This window comes from Gordonia sp. GONU, assembly GCF_024733855.1.
Lineage (GTDB): Bacteria > Actinomycetota > Actinomycetes > Mycobacteriales > Mycobacteriaceae > Gordonia > Gordonia amicalis.
Genome location: NZ_JANRHB010000033.1, coordinates 25,550 through 46,077, shown reverse-complemented (window position 1 = coordinate 46,077; position 20,528 = coordinate 25,550). Strand labels below are relative to the sequence as shown.

Here is a 20,528-nt window from a genome sequence, read left to right as displayed (position 1 = left end):
ACGTCATCTGTCGTCGTCGACGTGGAATCCCGCAGCGCGGAGTTCGTCGACGACCGAGATGAGGTCGGTGCCGAGATCCCATCGGCTGAAGACCAGCAACCGGGTGTCGTCCCGGGGTCCGTCTCTCCCGGTTCCGTCATTCGGGCGGACGGGTTCGGCGTCGTCGTCGAGGACGTCGATCTCGAGCTGTCCCACCCGACGCCCGACGCGGCGCATCGACAACAGCCGGATGCGCTCGACGCGGTCGGGCGTGTAGCTGCGTCGCCCGGTCAGACCGCGGACGGTCAGCGTGGCCGGGTATCCGGCGGTGAGTTCGAGGCGCGGCCGGACGACCAGCGTGTAGACACCCAGGCCGACCAGCAGGATGCCGGCGATTCCCATGAGCACGGAGCCGCCCGGGTCGTTGGACACCAGAACCGCGCCGCCGAGCAGGATCACTCCTCCGAGGCAGCCCGCGACTCCCGCGCCGACGGGCGTCGACCATGCGTGTGTGGATGAGTCGCCAGAGTTATCCACAGGAGTTACTCACAGTGGGGAGAACTTACACACATGTTATTTCCACACTGTGGACAACTTACACACATGTGTTTCCGCAGTTCAGAGCGATTCGTCCGGCACATGAGCGGCAATGCGATCAGCGCCACCGCATGGTCATCAACAGGCCGGCCACCATGAGCGAGAACCCGATGAGGAAGTTCCAGGAGTTGAGCTGCGCCATCCAGTGGAGGACCTGACCCTCGCCGCCGTACGCGGTGGGGGTGGCGGCGAGGTAGTAGACGACGAGCCAGGCCAGCCCCAAGAGCATCAGGCCGAGCATCACGCTCACGTAGATGGTGCTCGAAGCGCCGGCCTTGACCTTGACCGGCGTCCTGCTCGCGGTGTTGATCGTGTAGTCGGTCTTCTTCCGGACTTTTGACTTCGGCATGACATCCTCTGTTGTGCTGTACCGCGGCAGCGGTCGTATGCGTGCCCTGGCGTCCCGAACGTCGTGGCGACGAGCGGTCCGGGGTCGGAAACACTCGACTTCTACGGTATCTCACCAGGTCGCTGACGGCGGTACCCGCTTTCGGCGGTAGCCTTTTGTCCGTGAGCCGCATCCTGGTCATCGACAACTACGACAGCTTCGTCTACAACCTGGTCCAATACCTGGGTCAGCTCGGTGTCGAGGCCGTCGTGTGGCGCAACGACGACCCGCGTCTGACCCCGTTCGACGCCGAACATCTGCGTGAGGCGGTCGCCGGATTCGACGGAGTGCTGCTGAGCCCGGGACCGGGCACCCCGCAGCGTGCCGGTGCGACGATGCCGATGGTCGAGGTGGCCGCTGCCGAGGAACTCCCCCTGCTGGGCGTGTGCTTGGGGCACCAGGCGATCGGCGCTGCCTTCGGCGGGACCGTCGACCGAGCTCCGGAACTGCTGCACGGAAAGACCTCGCTGGTCTTCCACGACGACAAGGGTGTGCTCGCCGGCCTGCCGGATCCGTTCACCGCCACCCGCTACCACTCGCTGACCGTCTTGCCCGAGACGATCCCCGACGAGCTCGTCGTCACCGGACGCACCGAGTCCGGCATCGTGATGGCGATGGCCCACCGCGAGCTGCCGATCCACGGGGTGCAATTCCACCCCGAGAGCGTTCTGACCCAGGGCGGGCACCGGATGCTCGCCAACTGGCTCGAGATCTGCGGAATCGAGGTCGACGAGGCACGTGTCGCGGCGCTCGAAGCGGAGATGGCCAGCGCGGTCGGCTGACGTGATCCGACCCTGCCGACCGGGCGTCCGTCAGTTCGGCAGCAGGCTGGCCTGACCGACGACGATGGTGATCGCGCCGTTCTTGCGCGCCTTCGATCCCACCGGGGGGTCCTGCCCGATGACCCGTCCGCTGTCGGGACTGTTCAGTGGCACGTTGCGCGTCTGACGCGTCAGCGTCGACCGTTCCCACCCGGCCTGCTCGAGGGATGCCTGGGCCTCGACGGGCGTCTTGCCCCGCAGGTTCGGCACGGTGAACAGGTTGCCACGGGACACCGAGAGCTGCACCGTGCTGCCCTGCTCGGCCGTCGAACCGGGCCCGGGATAGGTGGAGATGACCTCGCCCGCGGGCTGTTCCGAGTCGACCGCGATCACCTCGACCGTCATACCGAGCTCTTCGAGGACCGCGCGGGCGCGGTCCGCCGGCATGCCGACGACGTCGCGGACGGTGATCTCCTTGGGGCCGTTGCCCACGTTGAGGACCACCGCGCCGTTCACCGGCACCTCGGTGCCGATCTTCGGTGCGGTCGAGACGACCTTGTCCTTCATGTCGATCGTCGAGTCGACACGTTCGGTCCTGACGTTGGTGAACCCGAGCACCTTGAGGGCGTCCTGCGCCTCCGACGGGGTCTTCCCGACCAGGTCAGACGGTATCCGGTGCCGTTGTGGACCGGTCGAGATGTACAGCGCGACCTCGGATCCCTCGGCCGCCAGGACCCCTTCGCCCGGCGTCGACCTGGTGGCCAGTCCGGGCCCGACGTCGAGGCTGGGTTCCTCGAGGACCCGCACCTCGAAACCGGCGCGTTCGAGGGAGGACCGGGCGTCGTCGGAACTGAGTCCGGCGACTGCGGGCACGGTGACCTCGGGATCGGACCCCGAACTCCACGGGGACCAGAGGAACAGCGTTCCGACGAGCAGCACCACTGCGGCCATCGCGCCGGCCATCAGCCGGCGTGACCTTCGGCGTGGCGGCTCGTCGTCGGCGTCGACCCGGTATGCGTCGTCTCGTCGATGGTTGCCGCCGGCCCGCGCGGGGACGGCGCGCCGGGGCCCGGTCGTCTCCGACCGGGTGGGGCGTCGCGGCCCGGTGTCGATGAACTCGGTGCGCTCCTCGTCGGTGAGCAGCATCGGCGCCGACGGCTTGCCGCCGGCGAGCACCCGGATCAGGTCAGCGCGCAGATCCGCGGCCGACTGATACCGGTTCTCCTTGTTCTTGCTCATCGCCTTGAGCACGACGGAGTCGAGCTCACGCGGGATGTCGGGGCGCACGTGCGACGGCCACGGCGGGTCCTCGTGCACGTGCTGGTGGGCGACCGCGACGGGTGAGTCACCGGTGAACGGCGGTTCTCCGGTGAGCAATTCGAAGAGCACACAACCCATCGAGTAGATGTCGCTGCGCGGGTCGACCTTGATGCCGCGGGCCTGCTCCGGCGACAGGTACTGGGCGGTGCCCATCACCGCGGACGTCTGCGTCATGGTCGACGTCGAGTCGCTCATCGCGCGGGCGATGCCGAAGTCCATCACCTTCACCGCGCCGGACTTGTCGATCATCACGTTCGCCGGCTTCATGTCGCGGTGCACGATGCCGTTGCGGTGTGAGAAGTCCATCGCGGCCGCGACGTCGGCCATCCACGTCATCGCCTGCCGCGGTGCGATCGGACCGTTGGCGCGCAGCACGTCTCGCAGGGTGTCGCCGTCGACGTACTCCATCACGATGAACGGCAGCGGACCGTCCTCGGTCTCGGCCTCACCGGTGTCGAAGACCTGGACGATCGTCGGGTGATTCAGCTTCGCCGCGTTCTGGGCCTCCCGCCGGAACCGGAGGTAGAACGACGGATCACGCGCGAGGTCGGCGCGCAGCACCTTGATCGCCACGTCCCGGTGCAACACCAGATCCCGGGCATAGTGCACCTCGGACATGCCACCGAAACCCAGCGTTTCGCCGAGTTCGTAGCGGTCGGAGAGGTGGTGTGGTGTCGTCATCTGCCTCGGGGTCAGCCTCGGATCTCAGCTCGGTGTGGTGGTCGGACGTGATGTCAGCATGGCGCGGGGGTCTAGCACAGCGGGAACGGCACGCCGGGGAAGCACGGGGTACCGGTGGCGGCACCGGTGTCCGTCGTGTCCTCGGTGGTCGTCGGCGGAGCCGGTGTCGTCGTCTCCGTCGTCTGTTCGCTGGTGGTCGTCTCCTCCCGCGTGGTGGTGCGGGTCGGGCGCCGCGTGGTCGTGGTCTCTGTCGGTTCCTCGGTCGGGGCCACAGTGGTGGTCTGGGTGACTGTCGAGGAGGTGGACGGGGCCGGCGGTGCGGCATCGCTGCCACCGCTGCTGATCAGGTAGAAGCCGATCAGGCCGATCGCACCGACCAGCAGCGCGGCGGCCACACCGGCGAGGACCTTCTGGCCGGTCGTCCAGCTGTTGTCCGGTGGCGGCGCGACCGCCGTCCGGGACGTCGGACGCGGTGTGACTGGACGCGAAGCGGTGCCCGGCGACGTCGTGGCGCGTGTCGCGACGGCGGCCCCCAGCGCCGCGGCCCCGGCAGCACCCGCTGCCGCGCCGGCGACGGCACCCGGCCGCGGGGGCCGACGACCCGCGCGGACCGCGGCCACCGCGTCGGCGAACTCGCCGCCGTTGGCATAACGCTGACGCGGATCCTTGGCCATCGTGATCTCGATGAGCTCACGGACACCCGAGGGCAGGTTGGACGGCAGCGGCGGGGGTGATTCGCGGATGTGTTTCATCGCCACCGTGATGGCACCGTCGCCGAGGAACGGGCGCCGGCCGGTGAGGGCCTCGTAGCCGACGACGCCGAGCGAGTACACGTCGGACGCGGCCGTCGCCTCGTCGCCGACGGCCTGCTCGGGAGAGATGTACTGCGCGGTGCCCATGACCATCCCGGTCTTGGTGACCGGGGCGGAGTCGACGGCCTTGGCGATACCGAAGTCGGTGATCTTCACCTGGCCGGTGGGAGTGATCAGGATGTTGCCCGGCTTGACGTCGCGGTGCACCAGACCCTGACTGTGCGCGGCCTGCAGGGCCCGGCCGGTCTGTTCGAGCATGTCGAGCGTGTTGGTCAGCGACAGCCGGCCGAGACGCGAGATCACCGAGTTCAGCGGCTCACCGTCGACCAGTTCCATCACCAGATAGGCCAGGGGGTCGCCACCGTTGTAATCCGGCGTCTCGCCGTAATCGAAGACGTTGGCGATGCCCGGGTTGTTGAGTTTCGCGGTCGTCTGCGCCTCCGCGCGGAACCGCGCGATGAACTCCGGGTCGCTCGTGTACTCGGCCTTGAGGACCTTCACCGCGACACGACGGTTCAGGCGTGTGTCGAGGGCTTCCCACACCTGGCCCATGCCGCCCGTCGCGATCAGACGGATGAGCCGGTAACGATCACCGATGGTGGTGCCGTTCTGCAGGGTCATCGACTGCCACCTCCCACCAGTGAGTTGATCACTTCTCGTCCGATCGGTGCGGCGACGGTCCCGCCGACCGAGTCCGCACCGAATTGTCCATTCTCCACCACGACGGCCACGGCAATCTGTGCATTCGACGACGGTCCGAACGCGATGTACCAGGCGTACGGTGTCTCGGTGCTCGAACCGCTCTCGGCGGTGCCGGTCTTCGACGCGATGGACACCGGTCCGCCGGCGCCCGCGGTGGAGCGCTCGGACTCGATCATCATCGATGTCAGCTCGGCCGCCTGCTCCGGTGTGATCGGTTTGTTGGCGGTGTTCGGCGGTGTGGTCTGCAAGGTTCGCAGATCCGCCGATTGGAGCTTATCGACCAGGTACGGCTGCATACGCACCCCTCCGTTGGCGACGGTCGCCGCGATCATGGCGTTCTGCAGCGGCGTGAGCCGTACATCCCGCTGTCCGATGGATGCCTGTGCGAGAACGTCGAGAGACGGGATCTGACCCACGGTCGAGTCGGCGACGGGGATCGGGATGTCCGGGCCGGGTTGATCGAGGCCGAACAGGCTCGCGGTCTCGGTGAACTTGGGGATCGCGTCCGACATCTTCTCCGTCACCAGTTCGGCGAACGCGGTGTTGCACGAGTACTTGAACGCCGTCTCCAGCGACACGGTTCCGCCCGAGGACCCCGGGCAGGCCTGTCCGCCGTAGTTCGGCAGGGACACGTTGGTGCCCGGCAGCGGGAAACTCGGTGACGCGGTGAGGCGGATGCCCGGGGTGATGTTGTCGCGGAGCGCGGCCGCCGAGGTGACGACCTTGAAGGTCGACCCCGGCGGGTACAGCTGGCTTATCGCGCGATTGAGCATCGGCTGTGCGGTGTCGCCGGGACGGTTCCACGCCTCCCAGCTGCTCTCACGAACTTCCTGGTCGTGGCTGGCGAGTTTGTTGGGGTCGTAGCTCGGGGTCGAGACCATCGCCAGGATCTTGCCGGTGTTGGGCTGGAGCGCCACCACCGCGCCGCGGCACGGTCCGTCGCACGGCCCGTTGAGCATGGCGCGGTACGCGGCTTGCTGGACCTTCGGGTTGATCGTCGTGACGACGTTCCCGCCACGCGGGTCGCGGCCGGAGAACATGTCCATGAACCGCTGGCCGAAGAGCCGGTCGTCGGATCCGTTGAGGATGGAGTTCTCGTAGTGCTCGATCTGGCTCGCCAGGTACTGGAACGAGTAGTAGCCGGTAACCGGCGCGAATGCCTCGGCGCCTTCCCGCGGGTACTGACGCAGGAACTTGAGGCGGCTGTCGATGGGCACCGACAGGGCGATCACGGTGCCGTCGGCGGTGGTGATCAGGCCGCGCTGGCGCGAGTACTCGTCGAGCAGCACCCGGTTGTTGCGCGGGTCGGTCTTCAGGGCGTCGGCCTTGAACACCTGGACGTAGGTGGCGTTGGCGAGCAGCGCGACGATCATCACGATCACCGCGATCGACACGTTCCGGATCGGCTTGTTCATCGGCGCTTCACCACCTGGGTGGGCAGCGCGTCCACCGGCTTGGCCGCCGGACGTTTCTTGACCGGATCGGGTTCGCGGGCGGCGTTGGAGATCCGGATGAGCAGCGCGACGAGGATGTAGTTGGCCAGCAGCGACGATCCGCCGTAGGACAGGAACGGCGTCGTCAGGCCGGTCAGCGGGATGAGCTTGGTGACGCCACCGACCACGACGAAGATCTGCATGGCGATGGTGAACGCCAGGCCTGTCGCGAGAAGCTTGCCGAAGCTGTCCCGGACGGCGATGCCGGTGCGCAGGCCGCGATGGATGAACACCATGTAGAGCAGCAGGATCGCGGTGAGCCCGGCGAGCCCGAGCTCCTCACCGATGGTCGAGATGATGAAGTCGGTGTTGGCGAACGGCACGATGTTGGGTCGTCCGGAACCGAGGCCGGTGCCGAACAGACCGCCCGTGGCCAAGCCGAACAGGCTCTGACCGATCTGGTAGCCCGAGCCGTCGAAGTCCTCGAAGGGGTTGAGCCACACCGAGACACGCGTCTGCAGATGGGAGAAGATCGACCACGCCAGCACGGCGCCGATGGCGAACAGACCGATGCCGAGGACCAGCCATTCGACCCGGGACGTCGCCACGTAGAGCATCGTCAGGATGGTCGCGAAGATCAGCAGCGACGTGCCGAGGTCCTTCTGGACCACCATCACCGCGATGGCGATGGCCCAGGCGGCGATCAGTGGGCCGAGGTCGCGGGCGCGGGGGAGGTCGACGCCGAGGACGTGCGGGCCCGCGGTGATGAACAGGTCGCGCTTCGACACCAGGACCGCCGCGGCGAAGATGATGATCAGGATCTTCGAGAACTCGCTCGGCTGGATCGAGAAGAACGGCGTGATGATCCAGTTCTTGGAGCCGTTGATCTCCGAGAACGCGCTCGGCAGGATCGCCGGGATGATCAGGAAGATCAGTCCGCCGAGGCCGAGGGTGTAGGCGTACCGCGACAGGGTGCGGTGATCCCGGATGAGGATCAGCACCGCCGAGAACGCGATGATGCCCAGACCGGCCCACAGCAACTGCTGGTCGGCGTTGTTGGTCGACTCGGTCGGGTTGATCGACTCACCGGTGTTGCCGGACCCGAGGTCGAGGCGGTGGATCAGCACCAGACCCAGCCCGTTGAGCACGGCGACGACGGGGAGCAGGATCGGGTCCGCGTGCGGCGCATAGCGTCGTACGACCAGGTGGGCGATCCCGAACAGCGCCGTGTACGCGGCGACGTACTTGACGATGTCCCACGTCAGGTTCTGGCCCTGGGCGGCTTGGACGACGAGAAGGGCCACTGTCACGAGACCGATGGCGAACACCAGCAGGAGTAGCTCGGCGTTGCGGCCGGTACTCGTCGCGGGCTCGCGAGGCGGGGCATGCGGGGTGGGCGCGGCTTGAGTCATCTCACCTGCTGCCGGCAGCTGGTACCGGCGTCCTGTGGAGGTGCGGGCTTCTCGGTGGGTGCAGCGCCCGGTGCGGGCGGGGCCACCGACTCGGTGGCACCTCTCTGAGGGATGCCGGACGGGTTCGCGGAGGCACGGGGAGCGGGCGGTGCGCTCGAGGCCGGGGGCGGGATCGGCGTGGACGGCGGAGGCGGAGGAGTCGACGACGGAGCATTGTCGCAGCGGAAGGTGAGCTCCTTGGTCACCACGCCCTCGATCTCCTCGGCGCTGCGGTCGCGGATCATCACGTTCTTCACCGACTGGGCCGGTCCGGACACGAGATCGTCGACGTTGAGCGAGATCTTGCAGGTGTCGTCGTACGGGATGAAGGTGTAGGTGGGTTTCTCCTGGTCGAGATTCTCGACGCACACCCGTGTCACGGGTTCGCTCATCGACACGAAGAGGAAGTCGGCCGGCGAACCCTGATGGATCACGACGTCCCCGCCGGAGTCGGCGGCCACGTAGTAGTTTCTCTGCACGACCGCGCGGACGGCGAAGAATCCGGCGACCAGTGCGACTACGACCGCGACTGCGACACCGACGGCAAGCCACCGACGCCACGTGCTCTTGTGCTTCGGCGGCGCGTCGTCCTCGGTCAGGACCGTCGGGCGCTGCGGCTGGGCGGCCGGCGGACGCAGCGCGGCGGCGCGCCCGGCAGCGGTCGCGGGATCGGGGGTGTAGTGCTCCTCGTGGCCGCCGGCGGCTCCGCCGACGATCGGGCGAGAGTCGCCGTACTCGGTGTCGACGACGTCGGCGAGGACGACGGTCACGTTGTCCGGGCCGCCACCGCGCAGAGCGAGTTCGATCAAGCGGTCGGCGCACTCCTTCGGATCCGCGATCGAGCCGAGGGTTTCGGCGAGGGTCTCCTCGCTCACGACGTCGGACAGCCCGTCGCTGCAGAGCATGTACCGGTCGCCGGCGCGGGCCTCGCGCATGGTGAGTGTGGGTTCGACCTCGCTGCCGGTCAGCGCCCGCATGATCAGCGACCGTTGCGGGTGCGTGTGTGCCTGCTCGGCGGTGATCCGGCCTTCGTCGACGAGTGTCTGCACGAAGGTGTCGTCGCGGGTGATCTGGTTGAGTACACCGTCGCGGTACATGTAGCCGCGTGAATCGCCGATGTGGCACAGTCCGATTCGGCTGCCGGCGAAGAGGATGGCGGTGAGCGTGGTGCCCATGCCGTCGAGCTCGGGCGCCTCGTGGACCTGCGCGGCGATGGCCTCGTTGCCCGCGCGTGTGGCGCGGTCGAGCTGGCTCAGCAGATCGCCGCCGGGCTCGTCCTCGTCGAGTTCGGACAGGGCACGGATGACGAGCTGACTGGCGACCTCGCCGGCCGCGTGTCCGCCCATCCCGTCGGCGAGCGCGAGCAGGCGCGGACCGGCGTAGAAGGAGTCCTCGTTGTTGGACCGGACGAGACCGCGGTCGCTGCGCGCGATGTAACGCAACACAAGTGTCACGGGCGCAACTCGATCACGGTCTTGCCGATGCGGATCGGCGTGTTCAGCGGGACCTTCGCGGCAGTCGTCACCTTGGACCGGTCGAGATAGGTGCCGTTGGTGGAACCGAGGTCTTCGACATACCAGTCGTCACCCCGTCTGGAGAGACGTGCGTGACGTTCCGAGGCGTAGTCGTCGGTGAGGACGAGAGTCGAGTCGTCGGCGCGGCCGAGCAGCACCGGTTGCTGGCCGAGGCTGATGCGGGTGTTGGCCAAGGCGCCATGCGTGACGACGAGGTAGCGGGCCGCGCCTCGTACCCCACCGCTGCGTCGACGCTTGTCCGCGCCACCCGAGTAGCGCGGGATGCGCATGCCGCCGGCCGAGGCGATGTCGGCACGAAGAGTCCGGATCACGGCGAAGACGAACAACCACAGCAACAGCAGGAACCCGATACGGGTCAATTGCAGCACCAAGCCCTGCATCTCGTGTGTTCACCTCCAGCGCCGTCACATCTCGGTTCAGTCGTACTCGGCAAGCCGTACCGGGCGGGTGTCGATCTCGACTGCCGATCGCAACCGGCGGACCCCGTGTGCATCTTATGGGCAGTTCCGCCGAACCCGTTCATTCACATATGACAGTTCAGTATCAACCGCCCGCGCACAGTCGCCGGATCGCCTCGATCAGCGACGATCGCCGCCCGCGTTCCACGGGGCGTTCGTCGGCGGTTGCCGGGCCTACTGGAACCGGACGGTGATGTCGGAGTGACCCACGCGGATGCGGTCGCCGTCGGCGAGTTCCCAGGTGTTGACCTGCAGATCGTTGACGGTGGTGCCGTTGGTCGAGTTGAGGTCGGTGAGCATCGCGGTGGTGCCGTCCCAGCGGATCTCCACGTGGCGACGCGACACACCGGTGTCGGGCAGACGGAACTGCGCGTCCTGGCCGCGACCGATCACGTTGGAACCCTCGTGCAGCTGGAAGGTGCGGTTGCTGCCGTCCTCGAGGAGCAGGGTGATCGACGTCGGGGCGTAACCGGCGGCGGGACGTCCCGCGCCGTAACCCTGGTCGTAGCCGCCCTGGTAGTCGTAGGCGGCCGGCTGCTGTCCGTAGCCCTGCTGCGAATAGCCCTGCTGGCCGTAACCCTGGTCGTAGCCGGGCTGCTGTCCGTAGCCCTGCTGTTCGTATCCGGGCTGGCCGTAACCGGGCTGCTGTCCGTAGCCCTGCTGTTCGTAGCCGGCCGGTTGCTGGTAGCCCTGCTGCTCATAGCCCTGGCCGTAGCCGGGTTGCTGGCCGTAACCCTGCTGCTCGTAGCCGGGCTGCTGACCGTAGCCCTGCTGGCCGTAGCCGGGCTGCTGGCCGTAACCCTGCTGTTCGTAGCCGGCGGGCTGCTGACCGTAGCCTTGCTGGTCGTACCCCTGCTCGTAGCCGGGCTGCTGACCGTACTGCTCGTAGCCCTGCTGTCCGTACCCCTGCTGGTCGTAGCCCTGCTGCTCGTAGGCCTGCTGGTCGTAAGCGGGATCGGCGCCCCTGCGCTGGTCGTATCCGGGGTTCTGAGTCATCTTGGGGGCTCCTTGGTCGAGGGCGTCGGCGGGAAGGGCTTGTGCGGCCGGGCGAGGATTCGGGGCCGGGGGACCGGCCGGTGGGCGAGGGGCCTTCGGTGGTGGCGCGCCGTGTGGTTGCTCCGAACGCGGCGGCACCGGTCGGGGCCGTGCGTCCGGGTTCACCGTGCCGCGCGCACGGAAGATCCCGGTGTGTAGAGATGGCGATTGCTCGAACTCTACGACGACCTTGCCGTAGGTCTGCCACCCGTTGTCATGGATGAAGTGTTCCAAATGCTTCGAGAAAGTCTTGCGGTTCAGTTCGTATTCCGCCGCGATGTGCTCGTGATCGGTCGGACTCAACAGCAATGTGTAGCTGTTCGCCGCAAGGACCGTACCGTCGCCGAGGTTCTCCAGCGACTCCTCGGCTTCGCGCGCCAGGCCGTTCTCGATCTCCTGCGGGGCCACCTGACCACCGAAAACTCGCGCAAAGCCGTCGTCAACAGCACCTTCGAGCTTGCGTTCAATTCGTTGCAGGATCCCCACCGAGACCTCCTTCCGCGGCATTCGAGCGTGTCGCCGTGCATATGGCCTTGTTTGATGATAGCGACAAGACCGGACAACTGTGCCACCACGACAACTGGTTCACCGTGTGTAACACCTGCCCCAGGGGTATGGCCAGTCACCGGTGCCGCAGGTCACCGACGCTGCGAATGCCCGCGGAGACCCGGGTTTTGTAGTAGGGGCGCGGTGCTGTTATCGTCGTCCAGTCGCCGGACGAACCCAGTTCGACGGCATGCCCGCCGGAACTCCGGCGGCCACGGGCGAGTGGCGGAATGGCAGACGCGCTGGCTTCAGGTGCCAGTGTCCTTCGGGACGTGGGGGTTCAAGTCCCCCTTCGCCCACCACGAGCGGTTCAGCACAACTACACACACAAGGTCACGATGCAGACGGCGTCGTGACCTTGTGCTTTGTTGGTCAGTGGGTCAGCTGACGGTCGGACGATGCTTTTCCGGGACTTCTTCTCTTGTCGTCCCCTCGAGCCACCCAGACACCACATCAGAGATTAGTAGGGTTGGCCTGATTAGCGTCGAATCGCGTGGAGGCCCGTGCTGTGGCATTGAAGAAGTCTGATCTGTACTCATCCCTGTGGGCGAGCTGCGACCAGTTGCGCGGCAGCATGGACGCGAGCCAGTACAAGGACTACATCCTGACCCTGCTGTTCGTGAAGTACGTGTCCGACAAGGCCAAGGCCGATCCGGACAGCCTCATTGACGTACCTCATGGTGGGTCGTTCGACGATCTACTCAAGGCGAAGGGGTCGGTGGAGATCGGCGACCGGTTCAACAAGGTCATCGCCAAGCTGGCGACTGCCAATGAGCTGCGCAACGTCATCGATCTGGCGGACTTCAACGATGAGGAGAAGCTCGGAAAAGGCAAGGAGATGCAGGACCGGCTTTCCAAGCTGGTCGAGATCTTCAACGGCCTGGACTTTCGCGGTTCCCGGGCCGAGGGCGATGATCTACTAGGCGACGCCTACGAGTACTTGATGCGCCACTTCGCCACCGAATCGGGCAAGAGCAAAGGCCAGTTCTACACGCCCGCTGAGGTCTCCCGAATCCTTGCCAAGGTGGTCGGCATTGGACCGCACACAAAGAGGGGCAATACCGTCTTCGACCCCGCGTGCGGCTCCGGTTCGCTGCTGCTGAAAGCGGCCGCTGAGGCACCGCACGGCATGAGTATTTACGGCCAGGAGAAAGACTTCTCAACCTGGGCGCTGGCCAAGATGAACATGATCCTGCATGGCAACGAGATTGCCGAACTCGCGAAGGGTGACACGATCACCAGCCCAGCCTTCCTCAAAGGCAATCAACTCGAGCGCTTCGACTATGTGGTCATGAATCCGCCGTTCTCGGTGAAGTCGTGGAGCAACGGCTTGGAAAACGAGTATGGCCGGTTCGACTACGGCCGTCCGCCCGAGAAAAACGGCGACTTCGCCTTCCTGCTCCATGCGCTCGCATCCCTGAAAAGCACAGGCAAGGCCGCGATCATCATGCCCCACGGCGTACTCTTCCGCGGAAATGCCGAAGCTTCGATCCGGGAACGCCTGCTCCAGCAGGGATACATCAAGGGAATTATCGGACTCCCCGCAAACCTGTTCTACGGCACCGGAATACCGGCCTGCATCGTCGTACTTGACAAAGAGAACGCCAACGCCCGGACCGGTGTGTTCATGATCGATGCCTCCAAGGGCTTCATGAAAGACGGACCCAAGAACCGGCTGCGCAGCCAGGACATCCACAAGATCGTCGACACCTTCACCAACGAGCGAGAAATCGACCGCTACTCGCGCATGGTGCCGCTGCGAGAGATCGCCGACGCCAGGAACGACTACAACCTCAACATCCCCCGCTACATCGACTCTTCGGAGCCTGAAGACCTGCAGGACCTCGACGCCCACATCAACGGCGGCATCCCCAACCGCGACCTCGATGCCCTCAACGACTACTGGGATGCATTCCCGACGTTGCGCAAACACCTCTTCAAACGCAACCGGCCCGGCTACAGCGACCTCCGCATCGACGTCGGAGACGTACAACAGGCGATCCTCGACTCTGAGGAGTTCAAGGAGTTCGCAGAACGGGCCCAGGCCATCGCGACGGACTGGTTCACCTCACACCGTGCGCGGCTCAGCCACATCACTGCGAACACGAAACCGAACCACCTGATCACCGAGATCGGCGACGACCTCCTCCTCAGCTTCGCCGACGTGCCATTACTCGACGAGTACGACGTCTACGAACAACTCATGACCTACTGGCACGACGTCATGCATGACGACGTCTACCTCATCATGAGTGACGGCTGGCTCGACGCGGCCAAACCCCGCAAGACCATCGAAGACAAGGTCCGAAAACTCTCGGAGACACCCGATCTCGTCGTCGGCAAGGGACGAGGTGCCACCAAGTACAAGATGGACCTCGTCCCACCGGCACTGATCGTCGCTCGTTACTACGCTGCTGAGCAAGCTGAGCTCGACGAACTGAATGCGGCTGCCGGCGACGCGACACGAGCCGTCGAGGAGTACATCGAAGAGAACGGGACCGAAGACGGTCCGCTCGCCGAAGCCATGGACGACGGCAAGGTCACGAAGGCACTTGTAAGTGGGCGCCTGCGGACAGCTAAACGAGAAGGGGCAGACCCAGACGAAGCTGAATCCTTGCAGCAACTGCTCAAGCTCTACGACGCCGAGGCCGACGCGAAGAAGGCTGCCAAAGATGCGCAGGCTGAGCTGGACCAGGTGACACTGAGTATGTACGGAGATCTGACGACGAGCGATGTCAAGGCCCTTGTGCTCGATGCCAAGTGGCAGTCTGCTATCGCCCACCGCATAGATGGTCGGGTCGAAGCGCTTACGCTGAACCTGGTTGATCGAATCCTGCTGCTCGGGGAGCGATACGCGTCGACGATCGCTGATCTTGACAGTGAGTTGCAGAAGCTTGAGGACAGAGTCTCGCGCCATCTAGAAGCTATAGGAATCGTCTGATGAGGTGGCGAAAAACAAGTCTAGGAAGTGTTGCCGCGCTGCAGCGCGGCTTCGACTTGCCTGCGCGCAACCGTCGACCAGGACGTGTACCGGTTGTTAGCTCATCAGGCGTCAGTGGTTGGCATAACAAGGCAGTGGTTGCGGGACCGGGTGTTGTGACTGGGCGATACGGCACAATTGGAGAGGTCTTCTTCCAAAGCTCTGGATTCTGGCCTCTGAATACGACTCTATGGGTCTCTGACTTCCACGGCAATAGTCCTCGGTTCATTTATTATCTTCTTCAACGTGTGGACTATGACGCCCATAAGGGAAAAAGTGGTGTTCCCGGCGTCAACCGGAATGACTTGCACAATGAGAGTGTTCTGCTGCCAACTTCAACCGCTGAACAGTGCGCAATTGCGGATGCGCTCGACGACGCAAGTCAGATGATCTCCACACTCGAACGCCTCATCGCCAAGAAGCAGGCGATCAAGCAGGGCATGATGCAGCAACTCCTGACCGGCAGCACCCGCCTGCCGGGGTTCAATCAAGCGTGGGTACATGTCACGCTCGGTGAAATTGCAAGCTTCAGTAAGGGCTCGGGTTTGCCAAAATCCGCACTCACTTCGACCGGTTCCACGGAGTCTGTTCACTACGGCGAATTATTCACCTTCTACGGTGCGGAGATTACCGAAGTGAAAAGTCGTACAACGCCGAATGGGCGAGTGGTTCTCTCGGAAGCCCTGGATGTCCTGATGCCTACATCGGATGTGACACCTCGCGGCCTCGCGAAAGCGAGCGCGATCGGGGCTGCCGGGGTGGCACTGGGTGGGGACATCCTTGTCATAAGAGCCGACAGCGAGCGGGGGTATGGACCTTTCTTGGCGCGCGCAATTCGTCAGAACGCTGATCAGGTCCTTCAGCTCGTGCGTGGTTCGACCGTCTACCATCTGTACGCGGCGGACATGCGTAATTTCACAATTGCCCTTCCGGCTGTAAGTGAGCAGCAGGCTATCTCGAAAGTCTTGCGGGACGTAGAAATCGAGATTGAGGTACTCCACTCTCGGCTCGAAAAGGCTCGCGATATCAAGACTGGGATGATGCAGCAACTCCTGACTGGTCGTACACGCCTGCCGGTGGAGGAGGATGGATCGTGAGCGCTGGCAAAACGGTTCGGCTGTTCCTCGCTGACGGCACTCCTGGAGGATTGCTGACGGCAGAGATCATGAACTGGACCGGTCATGTTGTAGCGGCCCCGCGTTCAGACCTGGCCGCTCTGTTGAAGCGGCCCGACACTTCCCGCACAGGCATCTACATCTTGCTGGGTGACGATCCGGACAGCGTCGGCGGGCAGATGGCATACATCGGCGAAGGTGATGACGTTAGCAAACGCCTATACCACCACGCGCGCCCAGAAAACCAGAACGGCAAGGACTTCTGGGATCGGGCCATCGTGCTGACGAGTAAAGACGCGAACCTGACCAAGGCGCACGCCAGATACCTGGAGAGTCGGTTCATCACGCTCGCGCTGCAAGCCAATCGAGCGCGGCTCACCAACGGCACCTCGCCCGCGCCGATTGTGCTGCCCGAGGCGGATATGTCCGACATGGAGTACTTCGTCGACCAGAGCAAGATCGTGCTGCCGGTATTGGGAGTCAACATATTTCGATCCCCGAGAACAGCGGTGGCGTCGCCCCCAGATTCCCACGGTGGCCGCACTGATTCACCTGTGTTTGAGATGACGATGAAGAAGTTGGGTATCTCGGCGACCGCGCAAGAAGTCGATGGCGAGTTCACAGTGTTCGAAGGTTCCCATGCGCGTTCCGCGTGGATAGGGGCAGCGGGCCACAGTTACATTGGGCTGCGCACAAAGTTGGAGAAGGACGGAACACTCGTACTCTCATCGGATGGCGGCACGACGATCTTCAACCGCGACCACGCCTTCTCCAGCCCCAGCGCAGCGGCCGCTGTGGTCGCTGGCCGTCCTGCGAACGGCCGCCTCGACTGGAAGGTGCAGGGCACACGCACAACCTACGGAGAATGGGAGTCCGAGGGGCTCGAGGAGGCCATGAGCCAGGAGGCCAACCATGAGTGAGGTTGGTCAGAGGGAGCGCATCACGCAGAAACGTGTGGTGAATCTTCTCAACACGAATCTCGGGTACGACTACCTCGGCAATTGGGGTGCCAGAGTCGGCAACTCCAGTATCGACGAGGGTCTGCTGGTCGCAAGTCTCCGAGCCCGGGGCTACGAGAAGAACCTCATCGCTCGTGCACTAGACCGTCTCGGGAAGGCCGCAGCAGTCGGCGCCGGCCACGATCTCTATGAGGCGAACCGCGAGGTCTACGGCCTGCTTCGCTACGGGGTGAAGGTCAAGCCTGGCGTCGGGGAACAGTACGAAACTGTCTGGCTGATCGACTGGAATGATCGCGAAGCTAATCACTTCGCTGTCGCGGAAGAAGTGACGGTAAAGGGCGAACACACCAAGCGCCCCGACATCGTGATCTACGTTAACGGCATCGCCCTGGCCACCCTAGAACTCAAGCGGTCTAAAGTCGCTGTCTCCGAGGGTATTCGACAGACGATCGGCAACCAGTCACAAGATTTCATCCGGCCGTTCTTCTCCACCGTCCAGTTTGTGTTTGCTGGTAACGACGTCGAAGGCCTCCGCTACGGCCTGATCGACACACCCGAGAAGTACTGGCTCACCTGGAAAGAACCCTTCCGCCGCAAGGTAGGACCGCTCGATCGCGCCCTCCTCCAGATGTGCGAGAAGCACCGCTTTCTCGAACTCATTCACGACTTCATCGTCTTCGACTCAGGCGTGAAGAAGGGACCCCGACACAACCAGTACTTTGGCGTCAAAGCGGCGCAGGACCGTATTGCTCAGCGCGAGGGCGGCATCATCTGGCACACCCAGGGATCCGGCAAGAGCCTCACGATGGTGTGGCTTGCCAAGTGGATTCGGGAGAACCAGCCCAACGATCCACGCGTGCTGCTCATTACCGACCGCACCGAACTCGATGAGCAGATCGAGAAGGTGTTCAAGGGTGTCAACGAGGACATCTATCGCACCAGCAGCGGCGCCGACCTGATCGCCACACTCAACAAGTCGGAGCAATGGCTGATGTGCTCACTGGTGCACAAGTTCCGGGCCCCCGACTCCGACCGCGAGGACGAGGAGGCCACCGCCGAATTCATCCGGGAACTCAACGCGAAGATCCCGAAGAACTTCAAAGCGAAGGGCAACATCTTCGTCTTCGTCGACGAAGCCCACCGCACGCAGTCCGGCGCTATGCACGACGCCATGAAGCAGTTACTCCCCGAGGCGATGTTCATCGGTTTCACCGGCACCCCGCTGCTCAAGTCCGACAAAGCCACCAGCATCGAGACTTTCGGTTCGTTCATCCACACCTACAAGTTCAACGAGGCCGTGGCCGATGGTGTGGTCCTCGATCTGCGTTACGAAGCTCGCAACATCGACCAGCACCTGACGTCACCGGATCGGGTGGACCAGTGGTTCGAGGCCAAGACGCAGAACATGACCGACCTGTCGAAGGCCGAGCTGAAGAAACGCTGGATGACGATGCAGAAGATCGCCTCCGGCGAACCCCGATCGCGACAGATCGTCAACGACATCCTCCTCGACATGGAACTCAAACCGCGCCTCAAGACCTCACGGGGCAACGCCATGCTCGTCGGGGAAAGCATTTACCAGGCATGCCGACTCTACGAACTGTTCTGCAACGCTGGTTTCCAAGGCAAGTGCGCCATCGTCACCAGCTACGTCCCCAACACCAGTGACATCGCGAAAGAACGCTCGGGGGAGGGGAAGACCGAGAAGCTCCGGCAGTACGAGATCTACCGGCGCATGCTCGCCGACTACTTCAACGAACCCGCCGACAAAGCCATGAGCAAAGTCGAGCAGTTCGAACGCGAGGTCAAACGACAATTCGTCGACAACCCCGGCCAGATGAAACTGCTCATCGTCGTCGACAAGCTACTCACCGGGTTCGACGCCCCGTCGGCCACCTACCTCTACATCGACAAGAAGATGCAAAACCACGGCCTGTTCCAGGCGATCTGCCGCGTCAACAGACTCGACGGGGACGATAAGGACTACGGCTACATCGTCGACTACCGTGATCTGTTCAAATCACTGGAATCAGCTATCCACGACTACACTGCCGAAGCACTCGACGGCTACGAGAAGGACGACATCGAGGGACTCCTCACCGATCGCATCAAGAAGGCGCGCGAAGATCTCGACGAGGCACTCGAGCAGATCCGAGCACTCGTCGAACCCGTTAAGCCGCCCAAGGACACCTACGCGTACCAACAGTACTTCTGCGCCAAGGATGAAGGCGACACGAAGCAACTCAAGGACAACGAACCCAAGCGGGTCATGCTCTACAAAGCAGTGTCGGCGGTCACCAGCGCTTACGCGAACATCGCCAGCGACATGACCGAGGCTGGGTACACGAAATCCCAAGCAGCGCAGATCAAGACAGAAGTCGCCGACTACATCAGCATCCGCACCGAGGTCAAACTCGGTGCCGGCGAGAACGTCGACTTCAAACAATATGAAGCTGGAATGCGCTACCTCCTAGATACCTACATCCAGGCAGACACATCCAGGGTTGTCGCCACCTTTGAGGACAAAGGACTCATCGAACTCATCGTCGAACTCGGCCCCGATGTTCTCGGCCTCCTCCCAGCCGGCGTCAGAAGCAATCCGCAGGCTGTGTCGGAGACGATCGTCAACAACGTGCGCAAGATCCTCACCGACGAACGCATGATGAACCCCAAGTACTACGACCACGTCAGTGACCTCCTCACCGCACTCATCGAACGGCGGCGGAAAGAAGCGATCGACTATGAGAACTACCTCGCCGAACTCATCGAACTCGCACGCAAGGCACGACCCGAGCGCGAGAGTCCGATCCACACGGGACTACGGGCGCTGATCGACAACCTCGGCGACGAGCCTCTCGCCAAACGAATCGACATCGTCATCCGTGAGGTCAAACCGCACCACTGGATCGACAGCAAACTCAAGCAGCGACTTGTACGGAACGCGATCAGAGCCGAACTGCCAGCCGACTTCGGCGACGATGAATTCGACGAACTCATGGCAGTGGTGAAGGCTCACGATGAGTACCACTGACCATTCGCCAGACCCCACCGCCTCGACTGGGTACCTCACCGTCCGCGACATTGAGGTCGACGTCGAGTTCAAAGACGTCAAGAATCTGCACATCGCAGTCGAACCACCGCTCGGACGGGTCCGTGTGGCCGCGCCTCCAACTCTTACCGAGGACCAGGTCAGACTGGCTGTTCTGCAACGGTACGCATGGATTCGTACGCAGCGAGATCAACTCCGGAACGCACCCCGTCAGTCTGAGCGGGAAATGACAACCGGTGAATCGCACTACGTGTGGGGACGCCGGCTGCGCCTCGCCTTGATCGAGCGCCCTGGCCGGCCGCACTTCGAAGTCAGCGGCGGTCGGTTGTTGCTCTACACCCACGGCGAGATGTCACCGGAGCGGCATCGCCAGCTACTTGACCAGTGGTACCGGCAGCAACTTCGGCATGCGCTGCCCCCTCTCATCGAAACGTGGGAACAGCGACTAGGACTTTCTGTCCCCAAATGGAGTGTGCGAAAGATGAAGACCAAATGGGGCTCCTGCAATCGAGAAACGCGCCACATATGGTTCAATGTCGAGCTGGCCAAGAAGCAACCAGAATGCCTGGAGTACATCGTCGTTCATGAGATGACCCACTATCTGGAACGAGGGCACGGACAGCGATTCGTTGCTCTCATGGACGTGGAACTGCCTGACTGGCGCAACCGGCGAAGCCAGCTGAACGAGGCGCCACTGGCGGACGAGGAATGGAGACCGAAGTCATGA

The 20,528-nt window shown here is 63.8% G+C and carries 15 protein-coding genes and 1 tRNA gene; 7 read left to right on the top strand and 9 right to left on the bottom strand.

Annotated elements, in window-relative coordinates; genetic code table 11:
- Positions 1 to 3 precede the first annotated feature (3 nt).
- Positions 4 to 516, bottom strand: coding sequence for a PH domain-containing protein (locus NWF34_RS21080; RefSeq protein ID WP_159404599.1), 513 nt, complete (start codon positions 514 to 516; stop codon positions 4 to 6).
- A 118-nt stretch (positions 517 to 634) separates the two neighbouring features.
- On the bottom strand, positions 635 to 925 hold the full coding sequence (gene crgA / locus NWF34_RS21075) for a cell division protein CrgA (protein ID WP_096272635.1): 291 nt from the start codon (positions 923 to 925) through the stop codon (positions 635 to 637).
- A gap of 161 nt (positions 926 to 1,086) precedes the next feature.
- Here crgA and NWF34_RS21070 point away from each other — a divergent pair, with 161 nt between their 5' ends.
- Complete coding sequence (locus NWF34_RS21070; RefSeq protein WP_159404598.1) at positions 1,087 to 1,746, top strand: aminodeoxychorismate/anthranilate synthase component II; 660 nt, start codon at positions 1,087 to 1,089, stop codon at positions 1,744 to 1,746.
- A gap of 30 nt (positions 1,747 to 1,776) precedes the next feature.
- Here the strand turns inward: NWF34_RS21070 and pknB are convergent, their stop codons facing one another.
- The 7 genes from pknB to NWF34_RS21035 form a co-directional block, all read right to left on the bottom strand.
- Entirely contained in the window at positions 1,777 to 3,726 is a 1,950-nt protein-coding gene (pknB, locus tag NWF34_RS21065; RefSeq protein WP_258326000.1) for a Stk1 family PASTA domain-containing Ser/Thr kinase, read from the bottom strand.
- Between the two features lie 71 nt (positions 3,727 to 3,797).
- A complete protein-coding gene (locus NWF34_RS21060; protein ID WP_258325999.1) occupies positions 3,798 to 5,159 on the bottom strand; it encodes a protein kinase in 1,362 nt (453 codons plus the stop codon).
- Complete coding sequence (locus NWF34_RS21055; RefSeq protein ID WP_024497914.1) at positions 5,156 to 6,655, bottom strand: penicillin-binding protein 2; 1,500 nt, start codon at positions 6,653 to 6,655, stop codon at positions 5,156 to 5,158. The genes NWF34_RS21060 and NWF34_RS21055 overlap by 4 nt, the downstream gene beginning before the upstream one ends.
- Complete coding sequence (locus NWF34_RS21050; protein WP_024497913.1) at positions 6,652 to 8,085, bottom strand: FtsW/RodA/SpoVE family cell cycle protein; 1,434 nt, start codon at positions 8,083 to 8,085, stop codon at positions 6,652 to 6,654. Before NWF34_RS21050 ends, NWF34_RS21055 begins: the two co-directional genes overlap by 4 nt.
- Complete coding sequence (locus tag NWF34_RS21045) at positions 8,082 to 9,578, bottom strand: PP2C family serine/threonine-protein phosphatase (RefSeq protein ID WP_191834627.1); 1,497 nt, start codon at positions 9,576 to 9,578, stop codon at positions 8,082 to 8,084. Before NWF34_RS21045 ends, NWF34_RS21050 begins: the two co-directional genes overlap by 4 nt.
- Complete coding sequence (locus NWF34_RS21040; RefSeq protein ID WP_006437475.1) at positions 9,575 to 10,039, bottom strand: FHA domain-containing protein; 465 nt, start codon at positions 10,037 to 10,039, stop codon at positions 9,575 to 9,577. The genes NWF34_RS21045 and NWF34_RS21040 overlap by 4 nt, the downstream gene beginning before the upstream one ends.
- Positions 10,040 to 10,291: 252 nt before the next feature.
- Positions 10,292 to 11,638 carry a DUF3662 and FHA domain-containing protein gene (locus NWF34_RS21035; RefSeq protein WP_248664681.1) on the bottom strand — a complete coding sequence of 449 codons (1,347 nt, stop codon included), beginning with the start codon at positions 11,636 to 11,638 and terminating at the stop codon, positions 10,292 to 10,294.
- Between the two features lie 276 nt (positions 11,639 to 11,914).
- Here NWF34_RS21035 and NWF34_RS21030 point away from each other — a divergent pair.
- From NWF34_RS21030 to NWF34_RS21005, 6 genes are all read left to right on the top strand, one after another.
- Positions 11,915 to 12,000, top strand: a tRNA-Leu gene (locus NWF34_RS21030).
- Positions 12,001 to 12,206: 206 nt separating this feature from the next.
- Positions 12,207 to 14,639, top strand: a complete 2,433-nt coding sequence (locus NWF34_RS21025; protein ID WP_159404593.1) for a type I restriction-modification system subunit M — start codon at positions 12,207 to 12,209, stop codon at positions 14,637 to 14,639.
- Positions 14,639 to 15,775 (top strand): restriction endonuclease subunit S, encoded by a 1,137-nt coding sequence (locus NWF34_RS21020; protein WP_258325997.1) that lies wholly within the window; start codon positions 14,639 to 14,641, stop codon positions 15,773 to 15,775. The genes NWF34_RS21025 and NWF34_RS21020 overlap by 1 nt, the downstream gene beginning before the upstream one ends.
- Complete coding sequence (locus NWF34_RS21015) at positions 15,772 to 16,713, top strand: GIY-YIG nuclease family protein (RefSeq protein WP_258325996.1); 942 nt, start codon at positions 15,772 to 15,774, stop codon at positions 16,711 to 16,713. Before NWF34_RS21020 ends, NWF34_RS21015 begins: the two co-directional genes overlap by 4 nt.
- Complete coding sequence (locus NWF34_RS21010) at positions 16,706 to 19,783, top strand: type I restriction endonuclease subunit R (protein ID WP_258325995.1); 3,078 nt, start codon at positions 16,706 to 16,708, stop codon at positions 19,781 to 19,783. The genes NWF34_RS21015 and NWF34_RS21010 overlap by 8 nt, the downstream gene beginning before the upstream one ends.
- Positions 19,770 to 20,528, top strand: a complete 759-nt coding sequence (locus NWF34_RS21005) for a M48 family metallopeptidase (RefSeq protein ID WP_159404589.1) — start codon at positions 19,770 to 19,772, stop codon at positions 20,526 to 20,528. Before NWF34_RS21010 ends, NWF34_RS21005 begins: the two co-directional genes overlap by 14 nt.

Coding starts and splice junctions, on each gene's coding strand:
- NWF34_RS21050 (WP_024497913.1), bottom strand. CDS start 8,085: ATGACTCAAGCCGCGCCCACCCCGCATGCCCCGCCTCGCGAGCCCGCG.
- NWF34_RS21055 (WP_024497914.1), bottom strand. CDS start 6,655: ATGAACAAGCCGATCCGGAACGTGTCGATCGCGGTGATCGTGATGATC.
- NWF34_RS21010 (WP_258325995.1), top strand. CDS start 16,706: ATGAGTGAGGTTGGTCAGAGGGAGCGCATCACGCAGAAACGTGTGGTG.
- NWF34_RS21005 (WP_159404589.1), top strand. CDS start 19,770: ATGAGTACCACTGACCATTCGCCAGACCCCACCGCCTCGACTGGGTAC.
- NWF34_RS21040 (WP_006437475.1), bottom strand. CDS start 10,039: ATGCAGGGCTTGGTGCTGCAATTGACCCGTATCGGGTTCCTGCTGTTG.
- pknB (WP_258326000.1), bottom strand. CDS start 3,726: ATGACGACACCACACCACCTCTCCGACCGCTACGAACTCGGCGAAACG.
- crgA (WP_096272635.1), bottom strand. CDS start 925: ATGCCGAAGTCAAAAGTCCGGAAGAAGACCGACTACACGATCAACACC.
- NWF34_RS21060 (WP_258325999.1), bottom strand. CDS start 5,159: ATGACCCTGCAGAACGGCACCACCATCGGTGATCGTTACCGGCTCATC.
- NWF34_RS21020 (WP_258325997.1), top strand. CDS start 14,639: ATGAGGTGGCGAAAAACAAGTCTAGGAAGTGTTGCCGCGCTGCAGCGC.